This is a genomic window from Phenylobacterium soli (assembly GCF_003254475.1).
In the GTDB taxonomy this organism is placed as follows: domain Bacteria; phylum Pseudomonadota; class Alphaproteobacteria; order Caulobacterales; family Caulobacteraceae; genus Phenylobacterium; species Phenylobacterium soli.
Genome location: NZ_QFYQ01000001.1, coordinates 1,816,372 through 1,842,597, shown reverse-complemented (window position 1 = coordinate 1,842,597; position 26,226 = coordinate 1,816,372). Strand labels below are relative to the sequence as shown.

Annotated in this window: 28 protein-coding genes; 8 read left to right on the top strand and 20 right to left on the bottom strand. The window is 70.5% G+C overall.

Annotated features, from left to right (window positions below; translation table 11 throughout):
* Positions 1-83: 83 nt before the first annotated feature.
* Positions 84-1,943 (bottom strand): DUF885 domain-containing protein, encoded by a 1,860-nt coding sequence (locus DJ017_RS09190; RefSeq protein ID WP_111528434.1) that lies wholly within the window; start codon positions 1,941-1,943, stop codon positions 84-86.
* Between the two features lie 212 nt (positions 1,944-2,155).
* Between DJ017_RS09190 and DJ017_RS09185 the strand changes: the two genes are divergently transcribed.
* Positions 2,156-3,220, top strand: coding sequence for a serine hydrolase domain-containing protein (locus DJ017_RS09185; RefSeq protein WP_111528433.1), 1,065 nt, complete (start codon positions 2,156-2,158; stop codon positions 3,218-3,220).
* Here DJ017_RS09185 and DJ017_RS09180 read toward each other — a convergent pair.
* On the bottom strand, positions 3,217-4,083 hold the full coding sequence (locus tag DJ017_RS09180) for a TauD/TfdA dioxygenase family protein (protein ID WP_227000083.1): 867 nt from the start codon (positions 4,081-4,083) through the stop codon (positions 3,217-3,219). The two genes, DJ017_RS09185 and DJ017_RS09180, sit on opposite strands and share 4 nt — an antisense overlap.
* A gap of 73 nt (positions 4,084-4,156) precedes the next feature.
* Between DJ017_RS09180 and DJ017_RS09175 the strand changes: the two genes are divergently transcribed.
* Complete coding sequence (locus DJ017_RS09175) at positions 4,157-4,987, top strand: phytanoyl-CoA dioxygenase family protein (protein ID WP_165830580.1); 831 nt, start codon at positions 4,157-4,159, stop codon at positions 4,985-4,987.
* Here DJ017_RS09175 and DJ017_RS09170 read toward each other — a convergent pair.
* The 8 genes from DJ017_RS09170 to fliQ form a co-directional block, all read right to left on the bottom strand.
* Positions 4,984-5,721, bottom strand: coding sequence for a dienelactone hydrolase family protein (locus DJ017_RS09170; RefSeq protein WP_111528430.1), 738 nt, complete (start codon positions 5,719-5,721; stop codon positions 4,984-4,986). The two genes, DJ017_RS09175 and DJ017_RS09170, sit on opposite strands and share 4 nt — an antisense overlap.
* Before the next feature lie 2 nt (positions 5,722-5,723).
* Complete coding sequence (locus tag DJ017_RS09165; protein ID WP_111528429.1) at positions 5,724-6,536, bottom strand: SDR family NAD(P)-dependent oxidoreductase; 813 nt, start codon at positions 6,534-6,536, stop codon at positions 5,724-5,726.
* An 88-nt stretch (positions 6,537-6,624) separates the two neighbouring features.
* Positions 6,625-6,846 (bottom strand): hypothetical protein, encoded by a 222-nt coding sequence (locus tag DJ017_RS09160; protein WP_111528428.1) that lies wholly within the window; start codon positions 6,844-6,846, stop codon positions 6,625-6,627.
* Positions 6,843-7,910 carry a tetratricopeptide repeat protein gene (locus DJ017_RS09155; RefSeq protein WP_227000082.1) on the bottom strand — a complete coding sequence of 356 codons (1,068 nt, stop codon included), beginning with the start codon at positions 7,908-7,910 and terminating at the stop codon, positions 6,843-6,845. Before DJ017_RS09155 ends, DJ017_RS09160 begins: the two co-directional genes overlap by 4 nt.
* A gap of 79 nt (positions 7,911-7,989) precedes the next feature.
* Positions 7,990-10,077, bottom strand: a complete 2,088-nt coding sequence (cckA, locus tag DJ017_RS09150; RefSeq protein WP_227000212.1) for a cell cycle histidine kinase CckA — start codon at positions 10,075-10,077, stop codon at positions 7,990-7,992.
* 49 nt (positions 10,078-10,126) lie between these two features.
* Positions 10,127-11,203, bottom strand: a complete 1,077-nt coding sequence (flhB, locus tag DJ017_RS09145; RefSeq protein ID WP_111528425.1) for a flagellar biosynthesis protein FlhB — start codon at positions 11,201-11,203, stop codon at positions 10,127-10,129.
* 3 nt (positions 11,204-11,206) lie between these two features.
* The gene (fliR, locus tag DJ017_RS09140) at positions 11,207-11,965 is read right to left on the bottom strand and encodes a flagellar biosynthetic protein FliR (protein ID WP_111528424.1); all 759 of its coding nucleotides are present in this window, start codon (positions 11,963-11,965) and stop codon (positions 11,207-11,209) included.
* Between the two features lie 5 nt (positions 11,966-11,970).
* Complete coding sequence (gene fliQ, locus DJ017_RS09135) at positions 11,971-12,234, bottom strand: flagellar biosynthesis protein FliQ (RefSeq protein WP_111528423.1); 264 nt, start codon at positions 12,232-12,234, stop codon at positions 11,971-11,973.
* 192 nt (positions 12,235-12,426) lie between these two features.
* On the opposite strand from fliQ, the gene DJ017_RS09130 reads away from it, so the two are divergent.
* Positions 12,427-12,909: a hypothetical protein gene (locus DJ017_RS09130; protein ID WP_111528422.1), complete on the top strand. Its 483-nt coding sequence runs from the start codon at positions 12,427-12,429 to the stop codon at positions 12,907-12,909.
* Here DJ017_RS09130 and DJ017_RS09125 read toward each other — a convergent pair.
* The 5 genes from DJ017_RS09125 to flgB are packed head-to-tail and all read right to left on the bottom strand — an operon-like array spanning position 12,906 to position 16,460.
* Positions 12,906-14,456 (bottom strand): ABC transporter permease/substrate-binding protein, encoded by a 1,551-nt coding sequence (locus DJ017_RS09125; protein ID WP_111528421.1) that lies wholly within the window; start codon positions 14,454-14,456, stop codon positions 12,906-12,908. The genes DJ017_RS09130 and DJ017_RS09125 overlap by 4 nt on opposite strands.
* Positions 14,453-15,226, bottom strand: a complete 774-nt coding sequence (locus DJ017_RS09120; RefSeq protein ID WP_111528420.1) for an ATP-binding cassette domain-containing protein — start codon at positions 15,224-15,226, stop codon at positions 14,453-14,455. Before DJ017_RS09120 ends, DJ017_RS09125 begins: the two co-directional genes overlap by 4 nt.
* A gap of 26 nt (positions 15,227-15,252) precedes the next feature.
* On the bottom strand, positions 15,253-15,567 hold the full coding sequence (fliE, locus tag DJ017_RS09115; RefSeq protein ID WP_111528419.1) for a flagellar hook-basal body complex protein FliE: 315 nt from the start codon (positions 15,565-15,567) through the stop codon (positions 15,253-15,255).
* A gap of 12 nt (positions 15,568-15,579) precedes the next feature.
* A complete protein-coding gene (flgC, locus tag DJ017_RS09110; protein ID WP_111528418.1) occupies positions 15,580-15,999 on the bottom strand; it encodes a flagellar basal body rod protein FlgC in 420 nt (139 codons plus the stop codon).
* Positions 16,000-16,013: 14 nt separating this feature from the next.
* Positions 16,014-16,460: a flagellar basal body rod protein FlgB gene (gene flgB / locus DJ017_RS09105; protein ID WP_111528417.1), complete on the bottom strand. Its 447-nt coding sequence runs from the start codon at positions 16,458-16,460 to the stop codon at positions 16,014-16,016.
* 85 nt (positions 16,461-16,545) lie between these two features.
* On the opposite strand from flgB, the gene DJ017_RS09100 reads away from it, so the two are divergent.
* Together DJ017_RS09100 and fliP are read left to right on the top strand one after the other, a co-directional pair.
* Positions 16,546-16,824, top strand: a complete 279-nt coding sequence (locus DJ017_RS09100; RefSeq protein ID WP_111530033.1) for a flagellar biosynthetic protein FliO — start codon at positions 16,546-16,548, stop codon at positions 16,822-16,824.
* On the top strand, positions 16,824-17,618 hold the full coding sequence (gene fliP / locus DJ017_RS09095; protein ID WP_377284599.1) for a flagellar type III secretion system pore protein FliP: 795 nt from the start codon (positions 16,824-16,826) through the stop codon (positions 17,616-17,618). Before DJ017_RS09100 ends, fliP begins: the two co-directional genes overlap by 1 nt.
* Positions 17,619-17,627: 9 nt before the next feature.
* Here the strand turns inward: fliP and DJ017_RS09090 are convergent, their stop codons facing one another.
* From DJ017_RS09090 to DJ017_RS09070, 5 genes are read right to left on the bottom strand one after another with little or no spacing between them, the layout of a single operon-like run.
* The gene (locus DJ017_RS09090; RefSeq protein ID WP_111528416.1) at positions 17,628-20,576 is read right to left on the bottom strand and encodes a tetratricopeptide repeat protein; all 2,949 of its coding nucleotides are present in this window, start codon (positions 20,574-20,576) and stop codon (positions 17,628-17,630) included.
* Between the two features lie 4 nt (positions 20,577-20,580).
* Positions 20,581-21,492 (bottom strand): MotE family protein, encoded by a 912-nt coding sequence (locus DJ017_RS09085; protein ID WP_227000081.1) that lies wholly within the window; start codon positions 21,490-21,492, stop codon positions 20,581-20,583.
* Positions 21,489-21,992, bottom strand: a complete 504-nt coding sequence (locus DJ017_RS20620) for a DUF6468 domain-containing protein (RefSeq protein ID WP_193539995.1) — start codon at positions 21,990-21,992, stop codon at positions 21,489-21,491. The genes DJ017_RS09085 and DJ017_RS20620 overlap by 4 nt, the downstream gene beginning before the upstream one ends.
* A complete protein-coding gene (fliM, locus tag DJ017_RS09075; RefSeq protein WP_111528415.1) occupies positions 21,989-23,071 on the bottom strand; it encodes a flagellar motor switch protein FliM in 1,083 nt (360 codons plus the stop codon). The genes DJ017_RS20620 and fliM overlap by 4 nt, the downstream gene beginning before the upstream one ends.
* 37 nt (positions 23,072-23,108) lie before the next feature.
* Positions 23,109-23,708 carry a flagellar basal body-associated FliL family protein gene (locus DJ017_RS09070; RefSeq protein ID WP_111528414.1) on the bottom strand — a complete coding sequence of 200 codons (600 nt, stop codon included), beginning with the start codon at positions 23,706-23,708 and terminating at the stop codon, positions 23,109-23,111.
* A 217-nt stretch (positions 23,709-23,925) separates the two neighbouring features.
* Between DJ017_RS09070 and flgF the strand changes: the two genes are divergently transcribed.
* Genes flgF through flgA form a run of 3 tightly spaced genes read left to right on the top strand, consistent with a single transcriptional unit; the run spans position 23,926 to position 26,226 of the window.
* A complete protein-coding gene (gene flgF, locus DJ017_RS09065; protein ID WP_111528413.1) occupies positions 23,926-24,663 on the top strand; it encodes a flagellar basal-body rod protein FlgF in 738 nt (245 codons plus the stop codon).
* An 11-nt stretch (positions 24,664-24,674) separates the two neighbouring features.
* Positions 24,675-25,463: a flagellar basal-body rod protein FlgG gene (gene flgG / locus DJ017_RS09060; protein WP_111528412.1), complete on the top strand. Its 789-nt coding sequence runs from the start codon at positions 24,675-24,677 to the stop codon at positions 25,461-25,463.
* 1 nt (position 25,464) lies between these two features.
* Positions 25,465-26,226, top strand: a complete 762-nt coding sequence (gene flgA / locus DJ017_RS09055) for a flagellar basal body P-ring formation chaperone FlgA (protein WP_111528411.1) — start codon at positions 25,465-25,467, stop codon at positions 26,224-26,226.

The following is a 26,226-nucleotide window of genomic DNA, read 5'->3' as shown; positions in this document are numbered from 1 at the left end:
TGGGTTCGGGTTCCGAAAGCCGCCGGGGCCACCCTACGCCGGCCTGCTGACAGCCTCGTGTCAACAGGCTGCGATCCGCCGCCTCAGGCGGACCTCGCCGATGCGATGTAGTTGTCCACGGCCGTCTCCAGGACGGTCAGCGGCATGGCGCCGGCGAGCAGCACCGCGTCGTGGAACTTGCGGATGTCGAAGGCGGGCCCCAGCGCGGTCCTCGCCTTGTCCCGCAGGCGCAGGATGGTGACCTTGCCGACCATGTAGCTGCAGGCCTGACCCGGCCAGACCGCGTAGCGCTCGATCTCCTGGTTGGCGAGGGTGATCGGATCCCCCTCGATGGAGGACAGGGTCTGCGCCGCCTTCTCGCGGCTCCAGCGCATGGCGTGGATGCCGGTGTCGGTGACCAGCCGCCCCGAGCGCAGCAGGGCGTCGTGGATGTAGCCGAGCTCGCCGGCCGGATCGTCGGCATAGACGCCCATCTCCTGCGCGAGTTGCTCGGCGTAGAGCGCCCAGCCCTCCTGGTAGGCCCCGAAGCCCGACACCCGCCGCAGCATCGGCAGGTCGGCCTGCAGCGCCAGGGTGAGCTGCAGGTGATGGCCCGGGATGCCCTCGTGGTAGGTGGTGGTGATCAGGTCCCAGTAGGGCGCCTCGGCGGTGTCGCGCAGGTTCAGCCAGTAGATGCCCGGCCGCGTGCCATCGAGGCTGCCCGAGTTGTAGTGGGTCGAGGCTCCCTGCTCGGTCTCCTTCGGAATCCGGCGGATCTCCAGCGGCGCCTTGGGCAGGGCGCCGAAGTACTGCGGCAGGCGGGCCTGCATGTCCTGGACGACCTTGTTGAGGTCAGCGACCAGCTTGGCCTTCCCGGCGTCGGTGTTGGGGTAGATGTACTTCTTCGACTTGAAGAGCGCCTTGTAGCGCTCGCCGACCGTGCCCTTGGTCATGCCGATCTTCTTGAACAGCACGTCGGCCCGGGCGGAGAGCTCCTTGCCGACCTCGAGGCCGAGCTGGTGCACCTCGGCGGGGGTCATGGTGGTGGTGGTCTGGCTCGCGAGGGCCGCGGCATAGTAGGCCTCGCCGTCGGGCAGGCGCCAGACGCCGGCGTCGTGGGTCGATTTCGGCAGCAGGTCCGCCAGCAGGGCGGCCTGGCGGTCCATGGCCGGGCCGACCCGCTCGGAATAGGCCCGCGACGCCTTGGCCTGCCAGTCCCCGGCGATCCCCTTGGCGCGGGCGCGGTCGACCAGCGAGGTGACGAGGACGCTCTTCTCCGGCCCGGTGTTGATGGTCTTCATCGAGGTGATCGCGCCCTTCAGGGCGAAGTCCGGCGGGATCACGCCGAGGCCGGCGTCATGGCGGCAGCGCTCGCTCTCCTCGTCGATCAGCCGGCCGAGCTCGGACAGGCGCGCCACATAGGCCTCGCAGTCGGCGGCGGTCTCGATGGTGTGCTGGGTCGCCAGGAAGTCGGGCGCGTCCTGGTAGGAGCCGGTGATCTGGCTCAGCACATAGGGGCTGCCCGCGCCCTGGCCGCCGTAGTTGTAGCGCCGGTTGGCCGCGTCGGTGACCCGCAGGTCCTCGTGCACGGAGGCGTAGTTCACCGCCGCCATGCCGGAAAGCTTGGCCGCGTCTATGCCGTTGAGGCGCGCGAGCTGGGCGGCCGTGCGGGCCTTGTCCTGCTGCAGCGCCTCGAGCGAGCCCCGGTGCAGCTTCGACTTCAGGTCCGCATGCGCGCCGGTGTCGAGGCCGAGCGAGGACGCGAGCTCGGGGAAGTTCTGCAGATACTCGTTGAAGAAGTCGTCGAGGGCGGCGTTCAGCTGCTGTTCGGCGGTGGGCGGCGGCGCAGGGGGCGGAGCCGGCGGCGGCGGGGCGGCGGGCGCGGCCGGCGGCTTGGCCGTGGCGCAGCCGGCCAGCGCGGCGCTGGCGCCGGCGACGAGCAGCATGTGGCGGCGGCTGAGCATGGGACGTCTCCCCGAAGGATCTATCGACGGCGCAAAGGCTTAAGGCGCCGCCGGCGAACGGCAACCCGCTGAACGCCCGCCCGCGAATTAAATCGTCGTAACAGCCCGGCCGGACAGGTTGGACATGCCCCCGAACCGCCCGTTGCGAGAACGCCGCTCCCTCAGCGCGCCCACGCTGGATCGGCCGCCGGAAAGCTGAGAGGCTGGCGACCATGAGCGAGACCCTCACCCGCCTGCCGCCCCTGCCGATCCAGCCCGCCGGCGTCCCCTGGCCCACCGTCGACTGGCCCGTCGGCGACGCCCCTGCCGCCCTGAAGAAGACGCGGTTCGCCGAGCTCATGCAGGACGCCTTCGCCGCCAGGTCGACGCCGCGGCTCGGCGAGACCCACGCCCTCGTGATCGTCCAGGGCGGCCGGATCGTCCACGAGCAGTACGGCGAAGGCTTCGGGCCGGAGCAGACCTATCCCTCTTGGTCCAAGGCCAAGAGCATCACCCACGCGCTGGTCGGCATCGCGACGGGCGACGGGCGGCTCGACGTCATGGCTCCGGCCGTTGCGCCGGAGTGGCGCGGCGCCGGCGATCCGCGCGGCGCGATCACCCTCGACCAGCTCCTGCGCATGTCGAGCGGCCTTGCCTGGGTCGAGGAGTACCTGCCCGACCGCCCTTCGGACGTGATCGCCATGCTGTTCGGGGACGGCAAGGCCGACGTGGCGGGCTTCGCGGCGAGCGCGCCTCTGGCCCAGCCGCCCGGCGCGCAGTGGTACTATTCGAGCGGGACCACCAACATCGTCTCCCGCGCCCTCGCGCGGGCGATCGGCGCCAAGGGCGCGGCCTTCGAGGCCTTCATGCGCGAGCGCCTGTTCGCCCCGATCGGCATGGCGAGCCCGGTCCCGAAGTTCGACGACGCCGGGACCTTCATCGGCTCATCCTTCTGCTTCGCCACCGCCCGCGATTTCGCCCGCTTCGGCACGCTCTACCTCCGCGGCGGGGTTTGGGACGGGCGGCGCATCCTGCCCGAGGGCTGGGTGGACTACGCCCGCACGCCCACCTTCCAGCAGGCCGGCGCGGCGGAGACCGAAGGCCGATACGGCGCCCACTGGTGGCTGGACCTCGGCGGCCCCGGCTCGTTCTCGGCCAACGGCTACGACGGTCAGTACACCGTCTGCGTTCCGGACCTCGACATGGTCCTCGTCCGCCATGGCGCGACGCCCCTCGACAAGAAGGACGACCTCAAGCGCTGGATCGGCGAGGTGGTGGACTGTTTCCGGGCGATCTAGGCCGCCGCTCCCACGGCGCGGACCTCCGGCTGCGGATCGACGGTGACGCGCCGCATATGGCGGCGCTGGCCGGGGTAGTCGTTGAGGGCGAAGTGCCAGACCGAGCGGTTGTCCCAGAAGGCCATCGACCCCTTCCGCCATGAAAACCGGCAGGTGAAGGCCTCATAGCGGGAGTGCTCGAACAGGTAGTCGAGCAGGGCCTTGGATTCCCGCTTCGACCAGCCCTCGATGCGGATCGTGAAGGCGGGGTTCACATAGAGCGCCTTGCGGCCGCTCTCCGGATGGGTGAGCACCAGCGGGTGGACGTACTCCCCGGCCATGCCCTCGGCTTCCGCCACGGCCATCGACGAGCGCTTCTGGGCCGATTGGCCCGCGGCCGAGTATTCGCGGTTGGCGGAGTGGACGCCGTTCAGCCCTTCCAGCGTCTTCTTCAGGCCCGGCGACAGGGCGTCGTAGGCCGCCGCCTGGCTGGCGAACAGGGTGTCGCCGCCGAACTCGGGGATCTCCACGCCGTAGAGGATCGAGCCGATCGCGGGCCGCTCCAGGAAGCTCATGTCGGAGTGCCAGCCGCCGCCGAAATTGATCCGGTCCGTCGGCTCCTTGATGATCTCCATCACCTCCGGATGGTCGGCCATGCCCTTGACGTAGGGATGGACGTTCAGCGGCCCGAAGCGGCGGCCGAAGGCGACCTGCTGGGCCGGCGTCAGTTCCTGGTCGCGGAAGAAGATCACCTGGTGCTCGACCAGGGCGGCGCGGATCGCGGCGATGGTGTCGTCGGACAGGTCCCCGGAAAGGTCGAGGCCGGAGATCTCGGCCCCGAGGGCGCCGGCGACGCGACGGATCTGGAGTGTGGAAGCGGCCAATGTGGACTCCTCGCGGACAGGTTCGACTGAGGCCCTTCTCGCCATGATACAGTGTTGGCGGGAGGCTGGAACCATGGACACAGCGTCAGTCGGTTTCGACACCGAGCTCCACGAGGCGCGCATGCGCGAGGCGGGCTACACGGTCATCGACGGCTTCCTCGACTCCGGGGCGCTCGAGACCTTCCGCGAGGCGCTGGCGCCCTATCGCGGCACGCACCGCGGCCGCAATGACTTCGAAGGCTTCAACACCGAGCGGATCTATACCCTCGTGGCCCGCGGCCGGATCTTCGAGACCATCGCCACCGACCCGCGGCTCATGGCCCTGATCGGCCGCTTCCTGCAGCCCAACTTCCTGCTCTCCGCCAGCCACGCCATCTCGCTCAACCCCGGCGAAACGGCGCAGGATATCCATTCGGACGACGGCTTCTATCGCCAGCGCCGGCCGCGGCCGCCGATCGGCATCAGCGTCATCGGCGCCATTGATGATTTCACGCGCGCCAACGGCGCCACCGAGATCGTGCCGGGCAGCCATCTGTGGGGCGAGCCCGGCGACCCCGGCCGGCCCAACGACCTGGCTGAGATGGAGGCCATGCTGGTTCCCATGGAGATCCCCGCCGGGGCGGCGCTGGTCTTCTGTGGCACCCTGCTGCACCGCGGCGGCGCGAACGTCACCGATCGCCCGCGGCTGGCCTTCACCAACCAGTACTGCGAGCCCTGGGCGCGGCCGCAGGAGAACTTCTGGCTGGCGGTCCCGCGCGAGCAGGTGCGCGAGATGTCGCCCTGCGCCCAGTCGCTGCTCGGCTACGAGATCGCGCCGCCGTTCCTCGGCATGGTCAGCGCCTCCCATCCCGCCAAGACCCTGGAGCCCGGCTGGATGCCGCCGGTGGTGGCGCAGCGGCCCTAGATCAGGTTGCGCCGGAACAGGGCGAACAGCCGCTCCCAGTGCCGCTCGGCCGCCGGCTTGTCGTAGGCGGCGCGCTGCGGGAAGGCGAAGCCGTGGTGGACGCCTGGATAGAGCTCCACCTCGGCGTTGAGGTTGCGGGTCTTGATCGACTGGTCCAGCGCCTCGACCATCTCCAGCGGCGCGTAGGCGTCGTGCTCGGCGCAGGCGAAATAGAGCTCGCCCGCCGCCTTGGCCGCCGCCAGGTGCGGGCTGTCGGATTCGTCGGTGACCAGCCGCACGCCGTAGATCGAGGCCGCCGCCCCGACCCGCTCGGGCCATCGGGCGGCGAAGTTGATCGCGTACTGGCCGCTCATGCAGTAGCCGACCACGCCCACAGGGCCGGCGCCGGCGGCCGGATCGCGGTCGGCGAAGTCGAGCAGGGCGTCGGCATCGTCCATCACCAGCGGGATGCTGAGCGAGTTCATCAGCTCGAACATCCGGTCCCGCGCCTCCGCCTCGGCAAGCGGCGGCAGGTCGCCCAGCTCCATGACGCCCTTCCGATAGTAGAGGTTGGGCAGCATCACGTAGTAGCCGGCCGTGGCGATCCGCCGGGCCATGTCGCGCAGCTCTTCGCGGATCGCCGGCGCGTCCATGAAGAAGATGACGACCGGGTGCGGCCCGTCGCGCTCCGGATGGACGATGAAGGTGGTGGTCGCCCCGTCCTTGGTGGGGATGTCGACGCTCTGCTCGATCATGCTCAGACCAGCTCGGCAGGTTGCACCGCGAGCTCCTTCAGGAACGGCTCGGCGTATTCGATCTTGCCGGTGAGCGTCTTCGGATCGCCCGAGGCCAGGCGGTAGACCGCCTCGGCGATGAACTCGATCGGCTGCACGCGGTCCCTGGTCTGCTCGTTGATCAGGCCGTGCACCGCCACCCCGGGCGTGTCCACGAGCCCTGGCGAGACGACGTTCACCGCGACGTTGTCGTCATAGACCTCCGACGCCAGGCCCGTGGTGAAGCGCTCCAGCGCCGCCTTGCACATGCCGTAGACCGTGCCCCCCGAGCGGCGGGCGTAGGGCATGCGCGGATGCAGGCCGGCCGGCGAGGAGATGTTGACGATCCAGCCCTGCTTGCGCTCGCGCATCGAGGGCAGGACGAGCTGGGAGAGGTGGAAGGGCGCCCAGACCTGCACCTCCATCATCAGGTCGAAGCGCTTCTTGGGGAAGGTCTCGACGGGGATGAAGAAGGTCACGGCGGCGTTGTTGATCAGGATGTCGACCGGGCCATAGGCCTCCACGGCCTGCTCGATCAGCCGCTCTCGGTCCTCGGCGACGGAGAGGTCGGCCTTGATGAAGGTCGCCTCGCCGCCCGCGCGGCGGATCCGGTCGACCGTGTCGTGGAGCGTGCCCGGCAGCTTGCTGTCGCCGCTCTCAGCGGTGCGTGCCGAGCAGACCACCCGCGCACCTTCCATGGCGAGCCTGGCGGCGATCGCCTCGCCGATCCCACGGCTGGCGCCGGTGACGACGGCGGTGCGGCCCTTCAGCGGGCCGTTCGGATTAATGCTGGCCATTGGAAACCTCCCAAGAATTGCTTTTGTCGTTAATCTCGCAACGGAAGCGCGGGACCGACGCGAGCGCAAGGGCCGTTTCAGACCGCGTCTAGGCGGGCGGGTCTTCACCTGGGCCGGCGATGCGGCGGACGATCAGCTCGTCCACTTCCAGCCGCCCGACCTTCAGACGGCCCACCGCCATGCGACCGATCGCCAGGCGGCCGATGCTGATCGCACCGATGGCGAGCGCGCCCAGCGCCGCCGCGCCGAGCGCCATCGCCAGGCGGGACGTGGCCGGCAGGGGTCGCTTGAAGGGCAGCGGTTCGCTCATGTCCGGCCTCTCGCCTCAAGTTCGCCGCGCACCTCGGACAGCACGCTCGCCCAGTCGCCCGGCCGCGGCTGCCGGAGCAGGCGCATCGACGGATACCAGGGGCTGTCGCTCCGCCCGCGCAGCCAGCGCCAGTCGCCGGGCTCGGGCAGCAGCAGCCAGGTGGGCTTGCCCATGGCGCCAGCCAGGTGCGCCACCGCGGTGTCGACGGCGATCACGAGGTCGAGGCCGGCGACGATCCGGCGGGTGTCTTCCATGTCCTGCGCGCCGGTGTCCTGCGGCAGCAGGCTGCGCACGCCGGGCCAGGACAGCACCTCGGCGCACAGCTCCGGCGGCAGGGAACGGTTCTTGTCGTTGACGTGGGTGGGATTGCCGACGCCGACGAAGCCGACCCCGGCCCCGCCCCGCTGGCTCGGAAGATAGGGCTGATGGGGCACGCTCTCCGGCGTGATCCCGAGCTTGCCGGGGATGGAGCCCGGCAGGGTCCAGGCCTCGTGCGGCGGCAGGTCCACCGTGCCCTCTGCCGGCACGACCGTGACGCCCAGGGCGCCGAACAGACGGAGCAGGACCGGCGTGCAGAAGAGGGTGATCTCGACGCCCCGCGCCTTCAGCAGCGGCACGAAGCGCGCGAACTGGATCTGGTCGCCCAGGCCCTGCTCGGGCAGGACCAGCAGGGAGCGCACCTCGCCGCCGTTCCATTCGGGGATGTTGAGCGCCGCGGCGTTGGCGTAGGCGCGGCGGGCCGGGCGGCTCTCGTAATAGGGCCAGCCCTCGGCGTAGCGCCCCTCGCCCAGGAGCAGGAAGGCGTACTGCCAGCGCAGGTGCGCATCGTCGGGCGTCGCGGCCAGTCCCTCGCGGTAGACTGCCTCGGCCTCGTCGATCCGGCCCTCCTGGTGCAGCAGGTGGCCGAGGTTGCCGCTGGCCGGCGCCCCCGGCCGGGCCTGGACCAGCACGCGATAGAGCCGCTCGGCCTCGGCGGCGCGCCCCTCGGCCGCGGCCTGGAAGGCGCGCTCGAACACCTCCTGATAGGTGAGCTTGCGAGGTTCGGCGGCGGGCGCGTCAGCCACGATGAATCCCAGGATGTCGAACGGGGCGCGATCTTCGGGGCCGCCGGCCTCGAATACAAGCGCCGCCGCGAGCCTGGGCTCAGGCGGCCTTCTGCAGCTCCAGCTTCACCCGCTCGGCCAGGGTCTTGATGTCGATCGGCTTGGGCAGGAAGGAGACGTTGGTCTCGCCCTCGAGGAGGTCGGAGAACTCGCTCTCCGCGTAGCCGGAGATGAACATTACCGGCGCCGCGCCGAGGTACTGCCGGGCCTGTTTGAGCAGGTCCGGGCCCTGCATCCCGGGCATGACCACGTCGGAGATCATCAGGTCGATCTCGCCCGCATGGCTCTCCGCCAGCTCCAGGGCCTCCTCGCCGCTGGCCGCCTCGATAACCTCGTAACCCCGGGCCCGGAGCAGCTTGGCCGCGACGCCGCGCACCGCGTCCTCGTCCTCCACGAAGAGAATGCGGCCGGCGCCGGAGAGGTCCCGCGCCGCCGGGCGCTTGGGCGCGATCGGCTGGGGCGCGGCCTGGATGACCGCTTCCTGATGGTGCACCGGCAGGAAGATGCGGAACGCCGCGCCCTCGCCCGGCCTGGAGTCCACCGAGATCCAGCCGTCCGACTGCTTGACGATGCCGTAGACGGTCGCCAGGCCCAGACCGGTGCCTTCGCCCACGGGCTTGGTGGTGAAGAACGGCTCGAAGATCTTCTCCATGACGTCGGTCGGGATGCCGGGACCATCGTCCGACACCTCGATCAGCGCCTGGTCGCCCTGGGCCAGCGGATAGCCGAGCTCGCGGGCCTGCTCCTGGGTCAGGCGGGCCGTGCGGATCTTGACCGTGCCGCCGCCATGGGCGCGCACGGCGTCGCGGGCGTTGACCGCCAGGTTCATCACCGCGGTCTCGAGCTGGCCGCGGTCGACCCGCACCTGCGGCAGGTTGCGGCCGTATTCGGTGGCCAGCTTGACGTCCTCGTAGAGCACCCGTCGCAGCAGCACCTCGGACTCGCTGATGAGCTCGCCGAGATCGAGGATCTCGCGCTGCACCGTCTGCTTGCGCGAGAAGGCCAGGAGCTTGCGCACCAGGTCGGCCGCGCGGGTCGAGATCTGGCGGATCTCGTTGAGGCCCTCGAACGAGGGATCGCCCACCGGGTGGCGGGCGGCCAGCACGTCGAGCTGCATGAAGACGGCGGTCAGCAGGTTGTTGAAGTCGTGCGCCACGCCGCCGGCGAGCTGGCCGATGGCCTGCATCTTCTGGCTCTGCGACAGCTGCAGCTCGATCTGCTTCTGCTCGGAGACGTCGACCAGGTAGGCGACCCAGCGCCCCTCGGTCTTGGTCAGGTAGAGGTGGGCGATGCGCGCGGGATCGTGCGCCAGGCGCACCTCCAGCGGCGCGCCGGCGTTGGCGGCGGCGCCGGCGGCGAGCCGCTCGGCGGCGTCGGCCCGGCTGGCCGGCTCGATCAGCTCGCCGAAGAGCTGGCCCACCTCGCCGCCGCCGGCCACGGCCTTGAGCGCCGGGTTGGCCTCGACGATGCCCGCCGCGAACGGGTCCTCGCCCTCCAGCAGGGCGGCGCCGAACGGCGAGGCGGCGGCGAAGGCGTCGAGCACCTGAGGCGGCGGCGGACCGGCCGTGGCGACGGCGTTGATCACCTCGAGGGCCGCGGCCGGCAGGGCCAGGGTCGCCGCGCCCGCCCCGGTCAGGCGGATCAGGAAGCGCTTGGGCGCGAGCGGGGCGACCAGCGCCTGGTGCTCGGCGCCGCCGGCCTTGATGGCGGCGCGCGCGGTCTCCCCCTTGCGGGCGGCGGTGAGGGCGGCGAACAGGCTGGTCGCCGAGGTCCCGCCCTTCGGCAGGCGCGGGCTGGCGCCCACGGCCTCGCGCCAGGCGGCGTTGGCGGTGACGATGCGGCCGTCGGGCCCGGCCACCGCAGCCGGCTCGCCGAGCGCGGTGATGAACTTTTCGGCCGCGGGCTCGGGCTCCGCGTGCGGCTCCACGCCGGCCCGCAGGACGAACAGGCCGAGGAAGGCGACCCCCGCGAGCCCGATCAGGAGCAGCAGTCCGGCGAGCGTCGAGGGCCTGGCGTTGAGCATCGGCGCGCCGGCGAAGACGACGGCGATCAGGAAGAACACCACCGCCAGCGACGTCAGCACGTCGACGCGGCGCCGTGAGATTTTGTCCGTGGCCGGCTGGGTCATGGCGCGGGCGTCCGCCTCCGGTTCCGCCGAATCAGTCTTACGCATTGTCTCACAAGGCTTTCGCGGCCGCACGGCGGCCGGTTCCAAGGATGAAGCCGATGATCTTGGCCACGGCCTCGTAGTGGGCGGTCGGGATCATGTCGTCGACCTCGACGGCGGCGTAGAGGGCGCGGGCGAGCGGCGGATCCTCGATGACCGCCACACCCGCCTCCTCGGCGATGGCGCGGATCTTCAGCGCCAGGCTGTCCAGGCCCTTGGCGACGCAGACGGGGGCCTCGTCCTCCCCCTGCTCATACTTCAGCGCCACCGCGTAGTGGGTCGGGTTCATGATCACCACGGTGGCGTTGGGCACGTTCTGCATCATCCGCCGGCGCGACACCTCGGCCCGCTTCTGCTTCTGCTTGGCCTTCACGTGCGGGTCGCCTTCGGACTGCTTGTAGTCCTCCTTGACCTCCTCCTTGGTCATCCGCATCCGCGACATGAAGCGCTGGCGCTGCCAGAACCAGTCGAAGCCGGCCACGACCAGCAGCAGGCCGAGCACGGCGAAGACCAGCCGGCGCAGGATATCCAGGATGAACGGCAGCATGGCGATCGGCTCGAGCCCGGCCAGGTTCGTCAGCTGGTTGACGTGGGGCTTGAGGACATACCAGGCGATGGCGCCGGTCGCCGCCACCTTGGCCAGCGACTTCACGAAGTGCATCAGCCCGTCGAGGCTGAAGATCCGCTTGAACCCCGCCATCGGCGAGACCTTGGAGAAGTCCGGCCGCAGCTTCGAGGGCGTCAAGATGAAGCCGGTCTGGACGAGGTTGCCGGCCGTCCCGGCCAGGGCGGCGGCGAACAGCACCGCCGCCAGCGCCGGCGCGGCGGCAAGGATGGCGTGGCGCGCCACGTCCACCGCCCCGCCGTGCTCCAGCGCCATGGCGTCGGGATGGGCCAGGAACGGCGTGAGCTCGTTGGCCAGGTTGCGCGAGAGCATGCCGCCCATGCCGACGATCACGCCCGCCACCGCCGCCAGTGAGGCGAGCTGGGCGAGGTCCGGCGTCTTGGCGACGTCGCCCTGTTCCCGCGCCCGTTCGAGTTTTCGCGGTGTCGGCTCTTCTGTGCGGGCGGCTGCTTCCTCGGCCATGCGTCACCCGCCGAACGGAATCAGCAGCTCGCGGTAGCGATCGACCCAGACCATGCCGACCGCGCCGAGGCTGAGCGCGAAGACCGACAGCCCGAGCAGGACCTGCAGGGGCGCGGCCACGAAGAACACCTGGAACTGCGGCATCACCCGGCCGATCAGGCCGGCCGCGATGGTGAAGACGATGGAGAAGACCATCACCGGCGCCGACAGCTGCAGGCCAAGCGCGAAGGAGCGGCTCATGGTCTGGATGGCGAGCTGGCCGGCGTCGTTGACCGGCACCGCGCGGGTGAAGGGGAACACCGAATAGGACTTCACCACCGCCCCGATGAACAGGTGATGCAGGTCGGTGGTCATCACCAGCAACACGCCCAGCAGGCCGAGGAAGGTGCCGAGGCTGGTGGTCGGCTGGGCCTGGGTCGGGTTGGCGGTCTGGGCGAACGACAGCGTCGTCTGGATCGACACCAGCTCGCCGGCGGTGGCCAGGGAGCTCATGAACATCCGTAGGATCGCGCCCATCATGAGGCCGATGAACACTTCCTTGATGATCGCCCCGCCGACACCGCTGACCGCCGCCGGGACGGCGGGCGCGCTGGCGCCGACGATCGGGAACAGCAGCAGGGCGAAGACGAAGGCGAAAGCCATGCGTACGCGGGCCGGCACGAAGTTCTCGCCGATGCCCGGGATCAGCATGACGAAGGCGCCGAGCCGGGCGAAGATCAGCCCCGCGGCGTAAACCTGCTGCGCTGTGGCGTAGTGCTCCAAGCGCCCTACATCTGCGCGATGCGAGCGGCGATGTGGCGCATGAAGCCGCTCATCAGGGCGCCCATCAGCGGCAGGAAGATCAGCAGGCTGACGAAGATCGCCACGATCTTCGGCGCATAGACGAGGGTCTGCTCCTGGATCTGCGTCAGGGCCTGCAGGAGGCCGATGCCGACGCCTACGATCAGCCCGACGATGAGGATCGGCGCGGACAGCTGGATGGTCAGCCAGATGGCGTCGCGCCCGACGTCCAGAACCTCGGCGCCGTTCATGGGATCCCCCGAAATCGCACTGGAATCGCGCGCTCCCGCACGCATGGGCAACTTCTGCCGGGTATGGTTAACGAAGCGCTACCGGACCGCCTCCGGGCGCGGCGCCGTTAACACTTTTCCGAGATCGCACGGGACCCAAGGCCGCGCTCCTCCGTTCAGCCCGCCGGAGAGTGATCAACAAGGCTGAACCCGATGCTGAAGACATTCGCGTCCGCCGCGGCCCTGGCCCTCCTGGCCAGCCCCGCCCTCGCCGAGACCTGGCATGTGATGGGCGCGACGCCCGCCGAGCTCTTGATGATGGAGACGGACAGCCGCTACGCCCAGCCGAACGGCGACGTCAGCGTCTGGACCTCCTCGGTCAAGGTCGGCGAGCAGGAGGAGCCGGTGGTCAAGGCCCTGTGGCAGGTGTCCTGCAAGGGCGAGCCCCGCATCCGGCCGCAGATGGTGGTCTGGTACGACGGCGCCCTGAACAGCAAGGAGAGCTGGACGGCGACCCGCAAGGACGGCTTCCAGCCGGTGGTGCCCGGCTCGCGCGGCGACCTCACCTGGCAATACGCGTGCGGCAAGAAGGCCTGGCCGATCTCCATTTCCGGCAGCTTCGGCGAAGTGACCGGCGCCTACGCCAACGCCCTCGCCAAGCTCGTCGACGCCACCTCCGAAGTGGCCGCCCGCTAGAGCCCGAGCCTGGCGCGCAGGGCGCGGGCCGCCTCGGCCGGCGTCGCCTTGGCGGCGTCGCGATCGACGCTGAGGTTGGCCTCGCGCATGGCCGCCACCGGAACCTTGCCGATCAGCGGCTTCAGGGCCGCGAGCAGCCGCCGGTCATGCGCCCGCTTCGGCGAGATCAGCACCACGGCGTCGTAGGGCGGGATCGCTCCCTTGGGATCGCTCAGCACCACCAGCCGGTCGGCCGCGATCCGCCCGTCGGAGGAGAAGGCCGAGATCACGTCGGCCTCGCCGCCCGCGAGCGCCCGGTACATGAAGGTCGGCTGGTAGGAGCGGCTCGCCCTGAAGTTCAGCCCGTAAGCCCCCTGGACCGCCTTCCATTCCGGCCGCGACAGGAACTCGAGGTCCGAGCCCAGCGTCAGGCCGGGCGCCTCGCGGGCCAGGTCGGCGATGGAGGCGACGCGCAGCGCCTGCGCGCGGTCCGGCCGCATGACGAAGGCGTAGGCGTTCTCGAAGCCGAGCGAGCCCAGGACGGTCACTCCGTCGCGCCGCTTCAGCTCGGCCGTGAGCGCGTCGAGCACCGCCTGCCGGCCGGGATTGTCGGTGCGCTTCAGCACGTTGGTCCAGAGGGTTCCGGAATAGTCGACATAGGCGTCGAGCTCGCCGGCGGCCAGGGCGCGATAGGCGACGGCCGAGCCGAGGTCCTCCTTGCGGGTGACCCGCGCCCCCTCGCCTTCCAGCCGCTGGGCCATGACATCGGCAAGGATGTACTGCTCAGAGAAGTTCTTGGCGCCGATCACATAGGGCCGCTCCTCGCCCGTCCGCGCGAGCGGCAGAAGCGCCAGGATCACGCCGAGCGCCAGGCCCGCGAACCCCACGAGCGCCAGCGGCCGACTGCGCCGCCGGGTCGCCGCCTCGACGAGGCCGAGAAGCTGGTCGGCGACAAGCGCCAGCCCGGCCGAGGCCGCGCAGCCGAACAGGACGAACACCCAGTTCTCGGTCTGCAGGCCGGCGAAGATGTAGTTGCCGAGGCTGGTCTGGCCGACGGGCGTGGACAGCGTCGCGGCGCCGATGGTCCAGACGGCCGCGGTGCGCACGCCGGCCATGATCACGGGCGCGGCGAGGGGCAGCTCCACCTGGAAGAGGCGCTGCGAGGGCGTCATGCCAACCCCGTCGGCCGCTTCCTTCACCGCCGCCTCGACGCCAAGGATCCCGGCCGCGCCGTTCCGCAGGATCGGCAGCATCGAATAGAGCGTCAGCGCCAGGAGCGAGGGCAGGAAGCCGAGCGCCGGGAACCCGTGACCAAGCACGGCCGTGGCCAGGGCCGAGAGCGCCAGCAGCACGGGATAGAACAGCGCCAGCAGCGCCAGGCTGGGAATGGTCTGGATCAGGCTCGCCGCCGCCAGCACCGGCCAGCGGATGCGCGCCGAGCGGCTGGCCGCCACGGCCAGGGGCAGGCTGATGGCGACGCCGAGCGCCAGGGCGCTGGCCGATAGCAGCACGTGCCAGGCGAGATAGCCGGGCAAGAGGGCCCAGGCGGCGGCCAGGCGCTCGCTCATGCGCCCTCTCCCGCGAGCCGCGCGCGCAGCCGCTCGGCCTGGCGCTTCGGCGCCTCGAGCAGGGCCCGGACCTGCGGATCGGCGGCGTTCGCCAGGAGCTCGGCGGGCGCGCCGTCAGCGAGGACCCGTCCGGCCGACAACACCACGATCCGGTCGGCCAGGAGCACCGCCTCGGCCATGTCGTGGGTGACCATGACGGTCGTCAGGCCGAGCCGCTCGTGCAGGGCGCGGTAGTCGGTCCCGAGCTGGTCGCGCGTCAGCGGATCGAGGGCGCCGAAGGGCTCGTCCATCAGAACGATCTTCGGCTCGGCGGCGAGGGCCCGGGCGACGCCGACCCGCTGGCGCTGGCCGCCCGACAGTTCGGACGGCGCGCGCGAGGCGAGGGCGCGCGGCAGGGCGACGAGGTCGAGCAGGGTCTCCACACGCACGGCGACGCGGGCCGCGTCCCAGCCGAGCAGCTTGGGCGTGATCGCGATGTTCTCGGCCACGCTCAGGTGGGGGAAGAGGCCCACCTCCTGGAACACATACCCGATCCTGCGCCGCAGCAGGTGGGCGGGACCGCCGCCGACGCGCTCGCCGTCCACCCGCGCCTCGCCGGCGTCGGGGGCGACCAGGCCGTTGATGGTTTTGAGCAGGGTGGTCTTGCCCGAGCCCGAGCCGCCCACGAGGGCGGTGAACTCGCCGGCCCGGATGCTGAGGTCGACGCCGGACAGCGCGGCCTGCGCGCCGTAGCGCTTTTCGATCCCGCGAAGCTCGATCACCCCCGCCATGATGGAAGGGGTAGCACGCTTCGCCGTCAGATCGGCATCCGCATGATCTCCTGGTAGGCATTGATCACCTGGTCGCGGATCGCCATCACCGTTTCCAGGCTGGCCTCGGCGGAGGAGACCGCCGTCACCACGTCCACCAGGTCGGCCTTGCCCTGGATCTGGGCGGCCATCTGGGTCTCGGCATGCTTCGACGCCTTCATGGCGTCGGTCATGGCGTTCTTCAGGATCTCGCCGAAGCCGGGGCCGGCGGCGGCTTTCTCGGCGCCGGCGGAGGCGAGGTCGGCGCCCAGGGTCTTCTGGGTCGCGGCATAGGCCTTGGCGGCGGCGAGCGGGGTCATCATGGCTTAAGGCCCCTACTTCTTGAGGAGGTCGAGGGTGCGCATCTCCATGGTGCGCGCCGTGTCGATCACATTGAGGTTGGCCTCGTAGGCGCGCTGCGCGCTGCGCATGTCGAGCGCCTCGATCAGCGGATCGACGTTGGGCAGTTTCACGTAGCCGGTCGCGTCCGCCGCCGGATTGCCGGGGTCGTACTGCAGCTTGAAGGCCGCCGAGTCCGGCTGGACGCGGGCCATCTTCACCCCCGTGCCCCCGGCGACCGGCGTCGGCTCGAACACCGGCTCCTGGCGGCGGTACGGATCGCCGCCTTTCGTCTTGGAGGTCGAATTCGCGTTGGCCAGGTTCTCCGCGATGATCCGCATGCGGCCCTGCTGGGCCCGCAGCGCGGAGGCGGCGATCGCCTGTGCGGTGGCGGCGGTGTTGCGGACGTCGGCCATGGGTCAGTCCTTGCCTAGCCGTGGCCCGGCGCGCGAACGGCCAGGCGGATGAGGTTGAGGGACTTCTGGTAGAAGCCGATGGCGGCGTCGTAATCCATGCGCGCCTGGCCCATCTTCAGCATCTCCTCCTCGAGCACGACCGAGTTGCCGTCGAGCGTGGTCTCGGAGTCCTTCGTCGGCACCGGCTTGGCCGCCCCGGCCTTGTGGGCGTGCGGCGGCAGCATGTGTCCGGGGCTGGTCACCGCCATGGACGATCCGCCGCCGGCCGCGGTCATGCCCAGCCCTTGAGAGGCGCCTTGCGCCTGCATCTGAGCCTGGAAGCTGAACGGCTTGAGGTCGCGCGGCGCATAGCCGGGCGTATCGGCGTTGGCGACGTTCTCGGCGATGACCTTCTGACGGTCCGACAGATAGCTCAGCCGGCCGCGCAGCATCGAGAAGAGCGGGATGTCGCTGAGATCCATGGCCCGAATGGTGAATAAACAGGGTTAATCGCGAATTAAGAGACTCGGGCCGACATGGCGAGAACAACCCTTGCCGCTGGCCTCCATGGATTTCGCCGAGTTCCTCCGCGCCGTTTTCGCGCTTCTCCTGACGCTGGGCCTGGTGGGCCTCGGCGCGGTGGCCCTGCGCCGCTATGGCCCCGACGTGATCTCCCGCTTCGGGCGGCCGCTGAAGACGGAGCGGCGCCTCAACGTAGTCGAGACCCTCGTGCTCGACCCGACCCGCCGCCTGGTGCTGGTCGCCTGCGACGGCGAGGAGAAGCTGATCCTCCTCGGCGAAGGCCAGGTGATCCCCGCCGGGGCCAAGCCGAAGGGCCGCGCCTGATGCGCGAACTGATCTGCGCGATCCGCGCCCTGCCCGCCTCCGAGTGGCGCCGCGCGGCGGGCCTGGCGGCGCTCACCACCTTCATGACCCTGGTGTTCCCGGCCATGGCCGCGGCCCAGGCGGTGAACATCAACCTCGGCACCGGCGCTGGCCTGACCGACCGCGTGGTCCAGCTGATCGGCCTCCTGACGGTCCTGTCGCTGGCGCCTTCGATCGTAATCATGACCACCTCGTTCGTGCGGATCGTGGTGGTCCTGTCGCTGCTCCGGACGGCGCTCGGTCTCCAGCAGAGCCCGCCCAACTCGGTGATCATCTCGCTGTCGCTGTTCCTGACCGCGATCGTCATGGGCCCTACCTTCGACAAGTCCTACCAGGAGGGCATCAAGCCCCTCCTCGACCATCAGATCGAGTTGCCCCAGGCGTTCGACGCCGCCAGCGGCCCGGTGAAGGGCTTCATGCTGAGCCAGGTGGACCGCGGCGACCTCGACCTGTTCATGCGCCTTTCCAAGACGCCCCGGCCGCAGACCATGGACCAGACGCCCCTGCGCGTCGTCACCCCGGCCTTCATGATCAGCGAGCTGAAGCGCGCCTTCGAGATCGGCTTCCTGCTGTTCGTGCCCTTCCTGGTCATCGACCTCGTGGTCGCCAGCGTACTGATGAGCATGGGCATGATGATGCTGCCGCCGGTGGTGGTCTCCCTGCCCTTTAAGCTGATCTTCTTCGTCCTGGTGGACGGCTGGCGCCTCGTCGCCGGAAGTCTCGTGCAGAGCTTTCAGCACGGCGCGGGCGGCTAGTCGGGCGATCTACCCCTTGGCCGCCGTCGGGCCCTCGGCGCGCTTGGCAGGCGCCGCAGCCGGCTTGGGCGGCGCGGACTTGTCCGGTCCGGCCGTCTTGCTGGCCACCAGCGGGGCGCGCGGCTCGCGGAACCTGACCTTCATCTTGTCGACCCAGCCGGCGAAGATCTGGTTGTCCGCCGAGACGCGGCCGAAGTCGGCGACGCTGAGCCGTCCGGTCGAGACGCCGGCCAGCGCGATCCGCAGGGCTTCGGGATTGTGCGAGCCGTCGATGAAGGCCTGGTACTGGGTGCGCAGCCGGGTCAGGGCTGCGTCGTCTCCCGACAGGCTGTAGGCCACCCCCGCGCGCAACAGCTTGCCTTCGTCCTCGGCGGCGAGCGGGGTCTGGGTCTTCCAGCGGTCGCCGAGCGAGCGCTCATAGAGCGGGCCGGCCTTGTCCCAGGCCTTCTCCTTCCAGGTGATCTCGGCGCGCAGATCCTCGGCGTCCCTGGACTTGTCCTTCTCCAGGATCTCCAGCGCGGAGTCGTAGTGGCCGACGCCGGCCCAGGCGCGCGCCTCGATCAGCCGCCGCTCGGCGTTGAGCGCCGCCGGCAGGATGGTGGTGCGCGAGGCGTTGATCGCCTGGATCGCCTGCTCCGGCTTCTTGTCCATCAGGTAGATGAGCGCGAGGTCCGTGGCGACCTGGGCCTTGGGCACACCGTCGAGGCGGTTGTCGGCCTGGTACTTCAGGAGGTCGGCGGCCTGGTCGAGGAGGTCCACGTCCACCAGCCGGCGGACCAGCTTGCGGACCATGGCGTCGCCGTCGGCCCCGATCGGCGTCAGCTCCTTGAAGTCGTAGAACAGGGCGAGCGCCTGCACCGGCTCCAGCCCGTCAGCGTAGCCGTCGAGGAACAGGCTGCGGAACGCCGCCGTCAGGTCGGCCTGGAGCTGCAGGGCCTCGGGCAGGTCGGGCAGCCGCTTGCCGGCCGAGCGCAGCGCCTCCAGCGCCTCGCGGAAGCGACCCTGGCTCAGGTAGAGCTGGCCGAGGGCGCGGATCGTCTCGAGCTCGGTGGCGTCACCCCGCCAGCGGTAGCGCAGGCCGTCGAAGACGTTGACCGCCTGCAGGGGCGTGATCTTGCCACTCTCGAGCTGGATCTGGGTGGCGCGCAGGACGGCCGGCGCCGACAGATACTCGGCCGGAGCGGTGGCGATCGCCTGATAGACGCGCAGCGCCCGGTCCTTGTGGCCCTGCAGCTCGATCACGCGGGCCTGCACGAGCCGGGTGGCAAGCTCCTCGTACGGATCGGTCTTCTCCTGCAGCGCCAGGCGCACGCGGGCCTCGGCGCCCACCAGGTCGCCCTGGGCGAGCGCGGCCTGGGCGTCGGCGCGGGCGAAGCGCGCCTTCCAGACCGGTGGGAACAGGGCGTACGCCTCCGCGCCCTTGGCGAACTGGGCGCGAGCCTCGCTCCACTGCGCGAGCTGGGAGGCCACATAGGCGCGCCATAGGGCGCTCGACGGATCCTCCGCCAGCACCGGCGAGGAGAAGTCCGCGTCGGCTTCCTTGTAGCGGCGGGCCATGACCCGGGCGACGCCGCGCAGGCCGCGGAACTCGGCGTCGTCGAGCAGCTTGGGCTGGGCCTTGGCCGCCTCGTTCAGCACCCCGATGGCCTCGAACGACAGCTCCGAGCCGACCAGGAAGCGGGCCAGCGCCATACGCGCGGCGGTTGGGACGTTCTCGCCGGTCTTGGCCTCCTCCTCCGCCGCCGCGCCCAGGAGGGCGTTGTAGCGGGCGAGGAAGCCGCCGGCGCCGGTTTTCGGCCAGCTGTCGTAGTCGACCAGCGAGGGCATGGCGGCCGGCTGCGGCGCGCCGAGCTGGGCGAGCTCGCGATCCTTGATCGCCCACTTGGGCGACAGCGCCAGGCCGCCGGTCCCGCGGGTGATGTGGACGATGTCGGCGCTGCGGTCGACGGCGAGGTCGTCGATGTAGCTCTCGATGGCCAGGCCCTGGATCGAGGGCAGCAGGGCGAGCTGGACGTAGTCGCGTCGCGACGGCAGCCCCTTGGCCGGCCCCAGCGCCGTGACCACGGTCATCACGTCGCCGACTACCGGATCGGGCAGCTTGATGATCCGGGTGGCGCCGGCCACCGGCGCCTTGAGGATCGGCGGGCCCTGGGCGTCGTCGCGCGTGATGTTGATCTGGGTCGGCTGCGGCTGGTCGCCGGGGCCGACCGCGACGGTCCAGGTGGCGCCCTGGCTGACGGCGAACACCGGGACGTCGTGCGCCGCATCGATGCGCAGGGCCGCGTAGTCGCCGCCGCGGAACGCCTGGATGTTGGAAAACTGCCGCAGACCCTTGGGCGTCTTGGAGATGTCGAGCGCCGCCGAGGCGTCGAACACCACCCACACCACATCGCCCCGGCGGAACACCGCCAGGCCGGCCGGATTGGCCCAGGCGAAGGTCAGGATCGCCTGCTGGTTGACCACCTTGGCGTCCATGTGGACGACCCCGCCCGGCGGGACCGGGTTGGGGCGCGGCGGCTCGGGCGAGGGCTGCGGAGCGGGCGCCGCATAGTCGGCCGCCGGGGCGGGCGGCGGCTTGGCGAAGGCGTTCACATAGGCCGCGCCGTCGGCCACCCCGACCTTGGCGTCGGCGTCGTCGGCGAGCTGGATGGCGAGCTCGAGATGGCCGCCCACGTGGCGCTTCTCGGCGCCCTTCACCCAGCGCGGCGGATCGGTGTGCAGGCGCGCGATGTCCGGATCGGCGTCGCGCGGGAAGACGATCGTGACGGTCTGGCCCTCGCGCCGGGACTTGATGGCGCCGGCGCCGTGGATCTCGATCCGCGAGAACTCCGGCCCCTGGGCGACGTGGACGTCCAGTCCGGCCGGCCCGCGCGCCGTGGCCCACGCGCCATAGGGCGCGGCGACGGACGCGATCGCGACCGCCGCCACTCCCGAACGCAGGGCCTGACGCAGGCTCATCGGTCTAGCCGGCCTTGGCCGGATCCGGCGCGGCGCCTTCAGCGGCCGGGGCCTTGGCCTCCTTCGAGGCCGGCGCCTTCTTGCGCGGCGGCGACTTCCGGGCCTGCTTCGTGGGCTGAGCCTTGGCCTTGCCGTCCGCCGCCTGGGCCGGGTCGGCCTTGGCCGGATCGGCCTGGGCGATGCCGTTCTGCGCCAGGGTCTGGGCCGCGGCGAAGCGCTTCGCCAGGGCCTCGGTGACCTTCTTGGCCTCGGCGGGCGGCATCTGGGCCAGGACGGCCGAGAGCGCGCGCTCCTTCATCTTGGCGGCGATAGGGATGCGGACGCTGTCGTCGAGCAGCACCATCCGCGGCGCGGCGTCCTTGGGCTTCATGCCCTCGAACACCTTGACCAGCCGGTCGACCTCGGCGGCCTCGCGGCCGTCGGCCTGGGTGAGCAGGCCCTGCACGTCGGCCTTGAGGCCCGCCAGGGCCTTGGCCTTGGCGTCCAGCTTGGCCTCGGCCGCGGCCAGCAGGGCGAGCTGGGTCGACAGGTCGTTCTCGCGCTGGTCCAGTTCGCCGCGGCGGGCGCCCAGGTTCTGTAGCACCTGCAGCTCGGCCGGCGACAGGCCGGCCTCCTTGGCCAGTTCGGCGGCGGTCGGCGCGCAGACCGCCTGCGGCTTGATGGTCGGCGGCGGCAGCGGCGAGGTCAGGGAAGAAGCGTCCGCGGCCTGGCCCGTGGCGGCGGCCTCACCCGCGCCCTTGGCGTCCTTGGACTTGTCGGCCTTGTCGGCCTTCTTGCCCTTGGCGGCTTCCTCGGCGAAGGCCTTGGCGTTGGACAGCAGGCCCGGCAGGTCGCGCGCGCCGGCGAGCGCATTGATGGCGAGGACGCCGCCGATGGCGACGCCCACGAGCGGCAGGATGCGCGGCATGGATTTCATCGGCGGCCTCCTTGATGAAGCGTCAGCGGCGGGTCGTCGAAGAGATCGTCTTCGGGATTGCGGGGGCGCGCCGGCGGCGGCGTGCGTTCGGCGCGATCCTCGCGGCCGGCGCGTTCGCCGCGCTCCGGACGGCGGGCGTCGCGGGCGGCGGCGAGCAGGGCGCCGAGGCGCTTGTCGTGGCTGTCGTCGCGGGCGGCCGGAGCCTCGCGGGTCTCGCGCGGCGCCTCGGCGGTGAGGCGCTCCAGCTTGCCGGCCAGGGCGCGGCCCTTCTCGATACGGTCGGCCAGGATGTCGACGGCCTCGTCGGTCGCGGCCCGCAGGTCCGCGAGCCCCTGCTCGGCCCGCTCGGCCGCGGCGTTGAGCTCGCGTACGGCGACGGCGAAGCCCTCATGGCTGTCGCGCAGGGCCTTCAGCCGCTTGTTGAGGCGCAGCCCCAGGACGAGAGCGGCGGTCAGCAGCCCGGCCAGCAGCAGGTTCATCGAGACCGAGATCAGGCTCATTGATGGCCCCTCGTGACGGCCTTACGGGCATGGGGCGACAGAGGCGCCTCGACCCGCACGGCGATGTGGGCGTTGCGCCGGCCCATGCGGCCGCGCGTCAGGGGAATCGACCCGGCGCGCAGCTCGATAAGGCTGTCGGGCGTCGCGTTGAGCATCAAGGTGTCGCCGACCTTCAGCCCGAGCACCTGCTGGAGCGGCACCTGCTGCTCGTCGAGCACGGCGCGGACGTCCATGTTGGTGGTCCAAAGCTCGGTGGCGAGGTGGCTTTCCCAGATGTTGTCGCGGCCGAACTTCTCGCCCATGAACTGCTGCAGCAGCATCTTCCGGATGGGTTCGAGGGTGGCGTAGGGCAGCAACAGCTCGATCCGCCCGCCGCGGTCTTCCATGTCGACGCGCAGCTTCACCAGGATGGCGGCGTTGGCCGGCCGGGCGATGGCCGCGAAGCGCGGATTGGTCTCGAGGCGGTCGAGGGCGAAGGAGACCGGCGTCAGCGGCTCGAAGGCGAGCTTGGCGTCGGCCAGCACCACCTGCACCATCTGCTGCACCAGCACCCGCTCGATGGTCGTGTAGGGCCGGCCCTCGATGCGCATGGCCGCGGTGCCGCGGCGCCCGCCCAGCAGCACGTCGACGATCGAGTAGATGAGGTTCGAGTCGACCGTCAGCAGGCCGTAGTTGTCGAGCTCCTCGGCCCGGAACACCGCCAGGATCGCCGGCAGCGGGATCGAGTTCAGATAGTCGCCGAAGCGGATCGAGGAGATGTTGTCGAGGCTGACCTCGACGTTGTCCGAGGTGAAGTTCCGCAGGCTCGTCGTCATGTACCGGACCAGCCGGTCGAAGACGATTTCGAGCATGGGCAGGCGCTCGTACGAGACGAGCGCGGAATTGATGATCGCGCGGATGCCTGTCCGCTCCGACATCTCCTCCTCGGAGAGGTCGAAGCCCAGGAGGCTGTCGATCTCTTCCTGGTTGAGGATCCGCTCGGAGCCGATCGGCCCCTCGCCGCTGGGCTGCGGGGCGGGGATCGACTCGCTCCAGCCGGCGGCTTCGGATTCGGCGTTGGTGTCGTTGTCTTCGGCCATGCGCTTACGCTGTTCGACTGTCCGACCCGAAGGGCGGCTAGTTGATGAGCATCTCCTCGATCAGGACGGCGTTGGCCTTGGAGGGCGCGAGCACCAGGTTCACCCGGCGCAGCAGCTCCATGCGCAGCTGGTAGGAGCCCTGGCTGCCGGAGAGGTCCTCCGGGCGCAGCTCGCGCAGGAAGGTCTGGAACATGTCCTGCAGGCGCGGCGTGTTCGGCTCCATCGCGTCCACGGCCTCCTGGTCGGGCAGCTCCAGGGTGAGCTTCAGCTTCAGGAAGGTCGGCCGGCCGTCGGCGGTCTGCATGTTCACGACGATGTCGGGCAGGGTGTAGAACATCACCCCATCGGGGCCTTCGCGGACTTGGGCGCCGCCGCCCTTGCCCTCCTTGCCTTCCTTGCCGCCCTTCTCGTCCTTCTTCTTTTCCTTGGCCTTGTGGCCCTTCTCGGCCGCCGCGTCGGGCTTCGGCTTGAGCAGGAAGAAGGCCGCCGTCCCGCCGCCGCCGAGGACGAGCAGGGCCGCGGCGCCGATGATGATCAGCAGCTTCAGCGACAGCTTTTTCTTCGCCGGCTGGCCCTCGCCGTCCTCGCCTTCGGCGGCTTCGGCGTCGGGGGCCTCTTTGACAGCGGCTTCGGCCACGCGCGCGTTCCTTAGAATCCTAGTCGCTCACGTGTGCGGGGCGTTTGGTTAAGAAGCCGTTTTTAACGGACCTTAACGGCGACAAACCCTGCCCGGCATTTTTCGCCGCCCGGCGCGCGTTAACCATTTTAACTGCTGAATTTTCTTAGGTTTTCAACTGGCCCGAAGCTTGCAGCGGACCATGCGAATTCGTTCGCGGTCGGAAGGCCAAGGATTAATGGACAACAGTCTTTACGTCGGTCTGTCGAAGCAGATGGTGCTGCAGCGCCAGCTCGACATCATCGCCAACAACATCGCCAATGCCGACACCTCGGGCTTCAAGGTCGAGGCGCTTGCGGTCGCCGAGGACCCGCAGGCGCCGGCCTTCACGCTCGGCGGTCCGGCCCCGGTGAAGTTCGTGATGCCGAACGGGGTGATTCGCGACTTCGGCCAGGGTTCGCTGCGCAAGACCGACGCGGCCCTGGACGTGGCCATCGAGGGCCAGGGCTTCTTCAAGGTCCAGACGCCCGCCGGCGAGCGCTACACCCGCGACGGCCGCTTCCGCACCGACGAGGCCGGCCGCCTGGTCACCCAGGGCGGCTCGCCGGTGCTCGACGACGGCGGCGGCGAGATCAGCCTCAGCGCCGAGAAGGGCCAGGTGACCATCTCCACCGACGGCACGATCAGCCAGGGCGCCGAGCGCATCGGCAAGCTCGGCGTCTACACCTTCGCCAATCTCTCCACCCTCGAGAAGACCGGCGACAACCTGCTGCAGAACACCTCCAACCAGCCGGCGACGGCGGCCACCGACGCCAAGCTGCGCCAGGGCATGCTGGAGGGCTCGAACGTCAATCCGATCCTGGAGATCACCCGCATGATCGAGGTCTCCAGGGCGTACGAACAGATGGCCAAGATGATGGACAGCCAGGGCGATCTCTCGACCCAGGCCATCCAGCAGCTCGGCAAGGCCGCTTAAGGAGAAGCGCGATGATGGCTCTGCGCACCGCTGCGACCGGCATGGCCGCCCAGCAGCTGAACGTCGAGGTGATCTCGAACAACATCGCCAACATGAACACGGTGGCGTTCAAGAAGCAGCGCGCCGAGTTCCAGGACCTGCTCTACCAGACCATGGAGCAGCCCGGCGCCCAGTCCTCGGACCAGGGCAACATCGTGCCCACCGGCGTCCAGGTCGGCGCGGGCGTTAAGGCCGGAACGGTCTACCGGATCGGCACCCAGGGCTCTCTGACCCGCACCGACAACAAGTACGACCTCGCCATCAACGGCCAGGGGTGGTTCCAGGTGCTGCTGCCCTCGGGCGAGAACGCCTACACCCGGGCCGGCAACTTCGCGGTCAACGACCAGGGCCAGCTCGTCACCCAGGACGGCTACCTGATCCAGCCGGCGATCACGATCCCGTCCGGCGCCACCGACGTCACCATCTCCCAGGCGGGCCAGGTGCAGGTCACCTCGGCGGGCTCTCCGACGCCGACCACGGTCGGCAACCTCGAGCTCTCGACCTTCATGAACGAGGCCGGCCTCTCGGCCCAGGGCTCCAACCTCTTCAAGGAGACCGCGGCCTCCGGCCCGCCGACCACCGGCACGCCGGGCAACAACGGCCTCGGCACCCTGGTGCAGGGTTACACCGAAGCCTCGAACGTCGATCCGGTGTCCGAGATCACCGCCCTGATCGTCGCCCAGCGGGCCTACGAGATGAACTCCAAGGTCATCTCCACCGCCGACTCCATGCTGGGCGTCGCCAATCAGGTGAAGTCGTAGGATGCGCGCCCTCCTCTTCGCCCTCGCCCTGACCACCGCCTCGGCCGCGCCCTCGCTGGCCCTCGCCGGCCAGGCCGTGCGGCTCAAGGCCAACACCTTCGACGCCGACGGCGTCGTCACCCTGTCGGACCTCTTCGACGGCGCCGGGGCGGCGGGCCGGGTGGCCGTGGCGACACGCACCGGCGCCAGCGTCGTGCTCAACGCCCGCGTCGTGCAGCAGGTCGCCGCCCGCGCCGGCCTCGACTGGGACAACGCCGAGGGGCTGAAGACCATCGTCGTCGCCGGCGGCGCCGTGCAGCCGGCCGGCTCCGTCGCTGCCGCCGCCGCGCGGGCCGGCAACGTCGACGTGCTGACCTATGCGCGCAACATCGCCGCCGGCGAGATCGTCGCGCCCGAGGACCTCGTCTGGGGCAGGGCCGCCGCCGCGCCCTCCGACAGCCCGCGCGATCCGGACGCCATCATCGGCCAGGCCGCCCGCCGGCCGCTGCGCGCCGGGGCCGCGGCCCTGGCCCATGACGTTTCCGCGCCGCAGATCATCAAGGCCGGCGAGATCATCACGGTCAGCTTCCAGGCCGACGGAATCTCTCTCTCCCTGCAGGGCAAGGCGCTGGCCGGCGGCGGCCTCGGCGAGACCCTCAACGTCGAGAACACCGCCTCCAAGAAGGTCATCCAGGCCGTGGTCAGCGGACCCGGCCAGGCCGTCGTCGGCCCCGCCGCCGACGAGATGAAGTCCGCCCGCTCCACCCGCTTCGCCTCGCGTTGA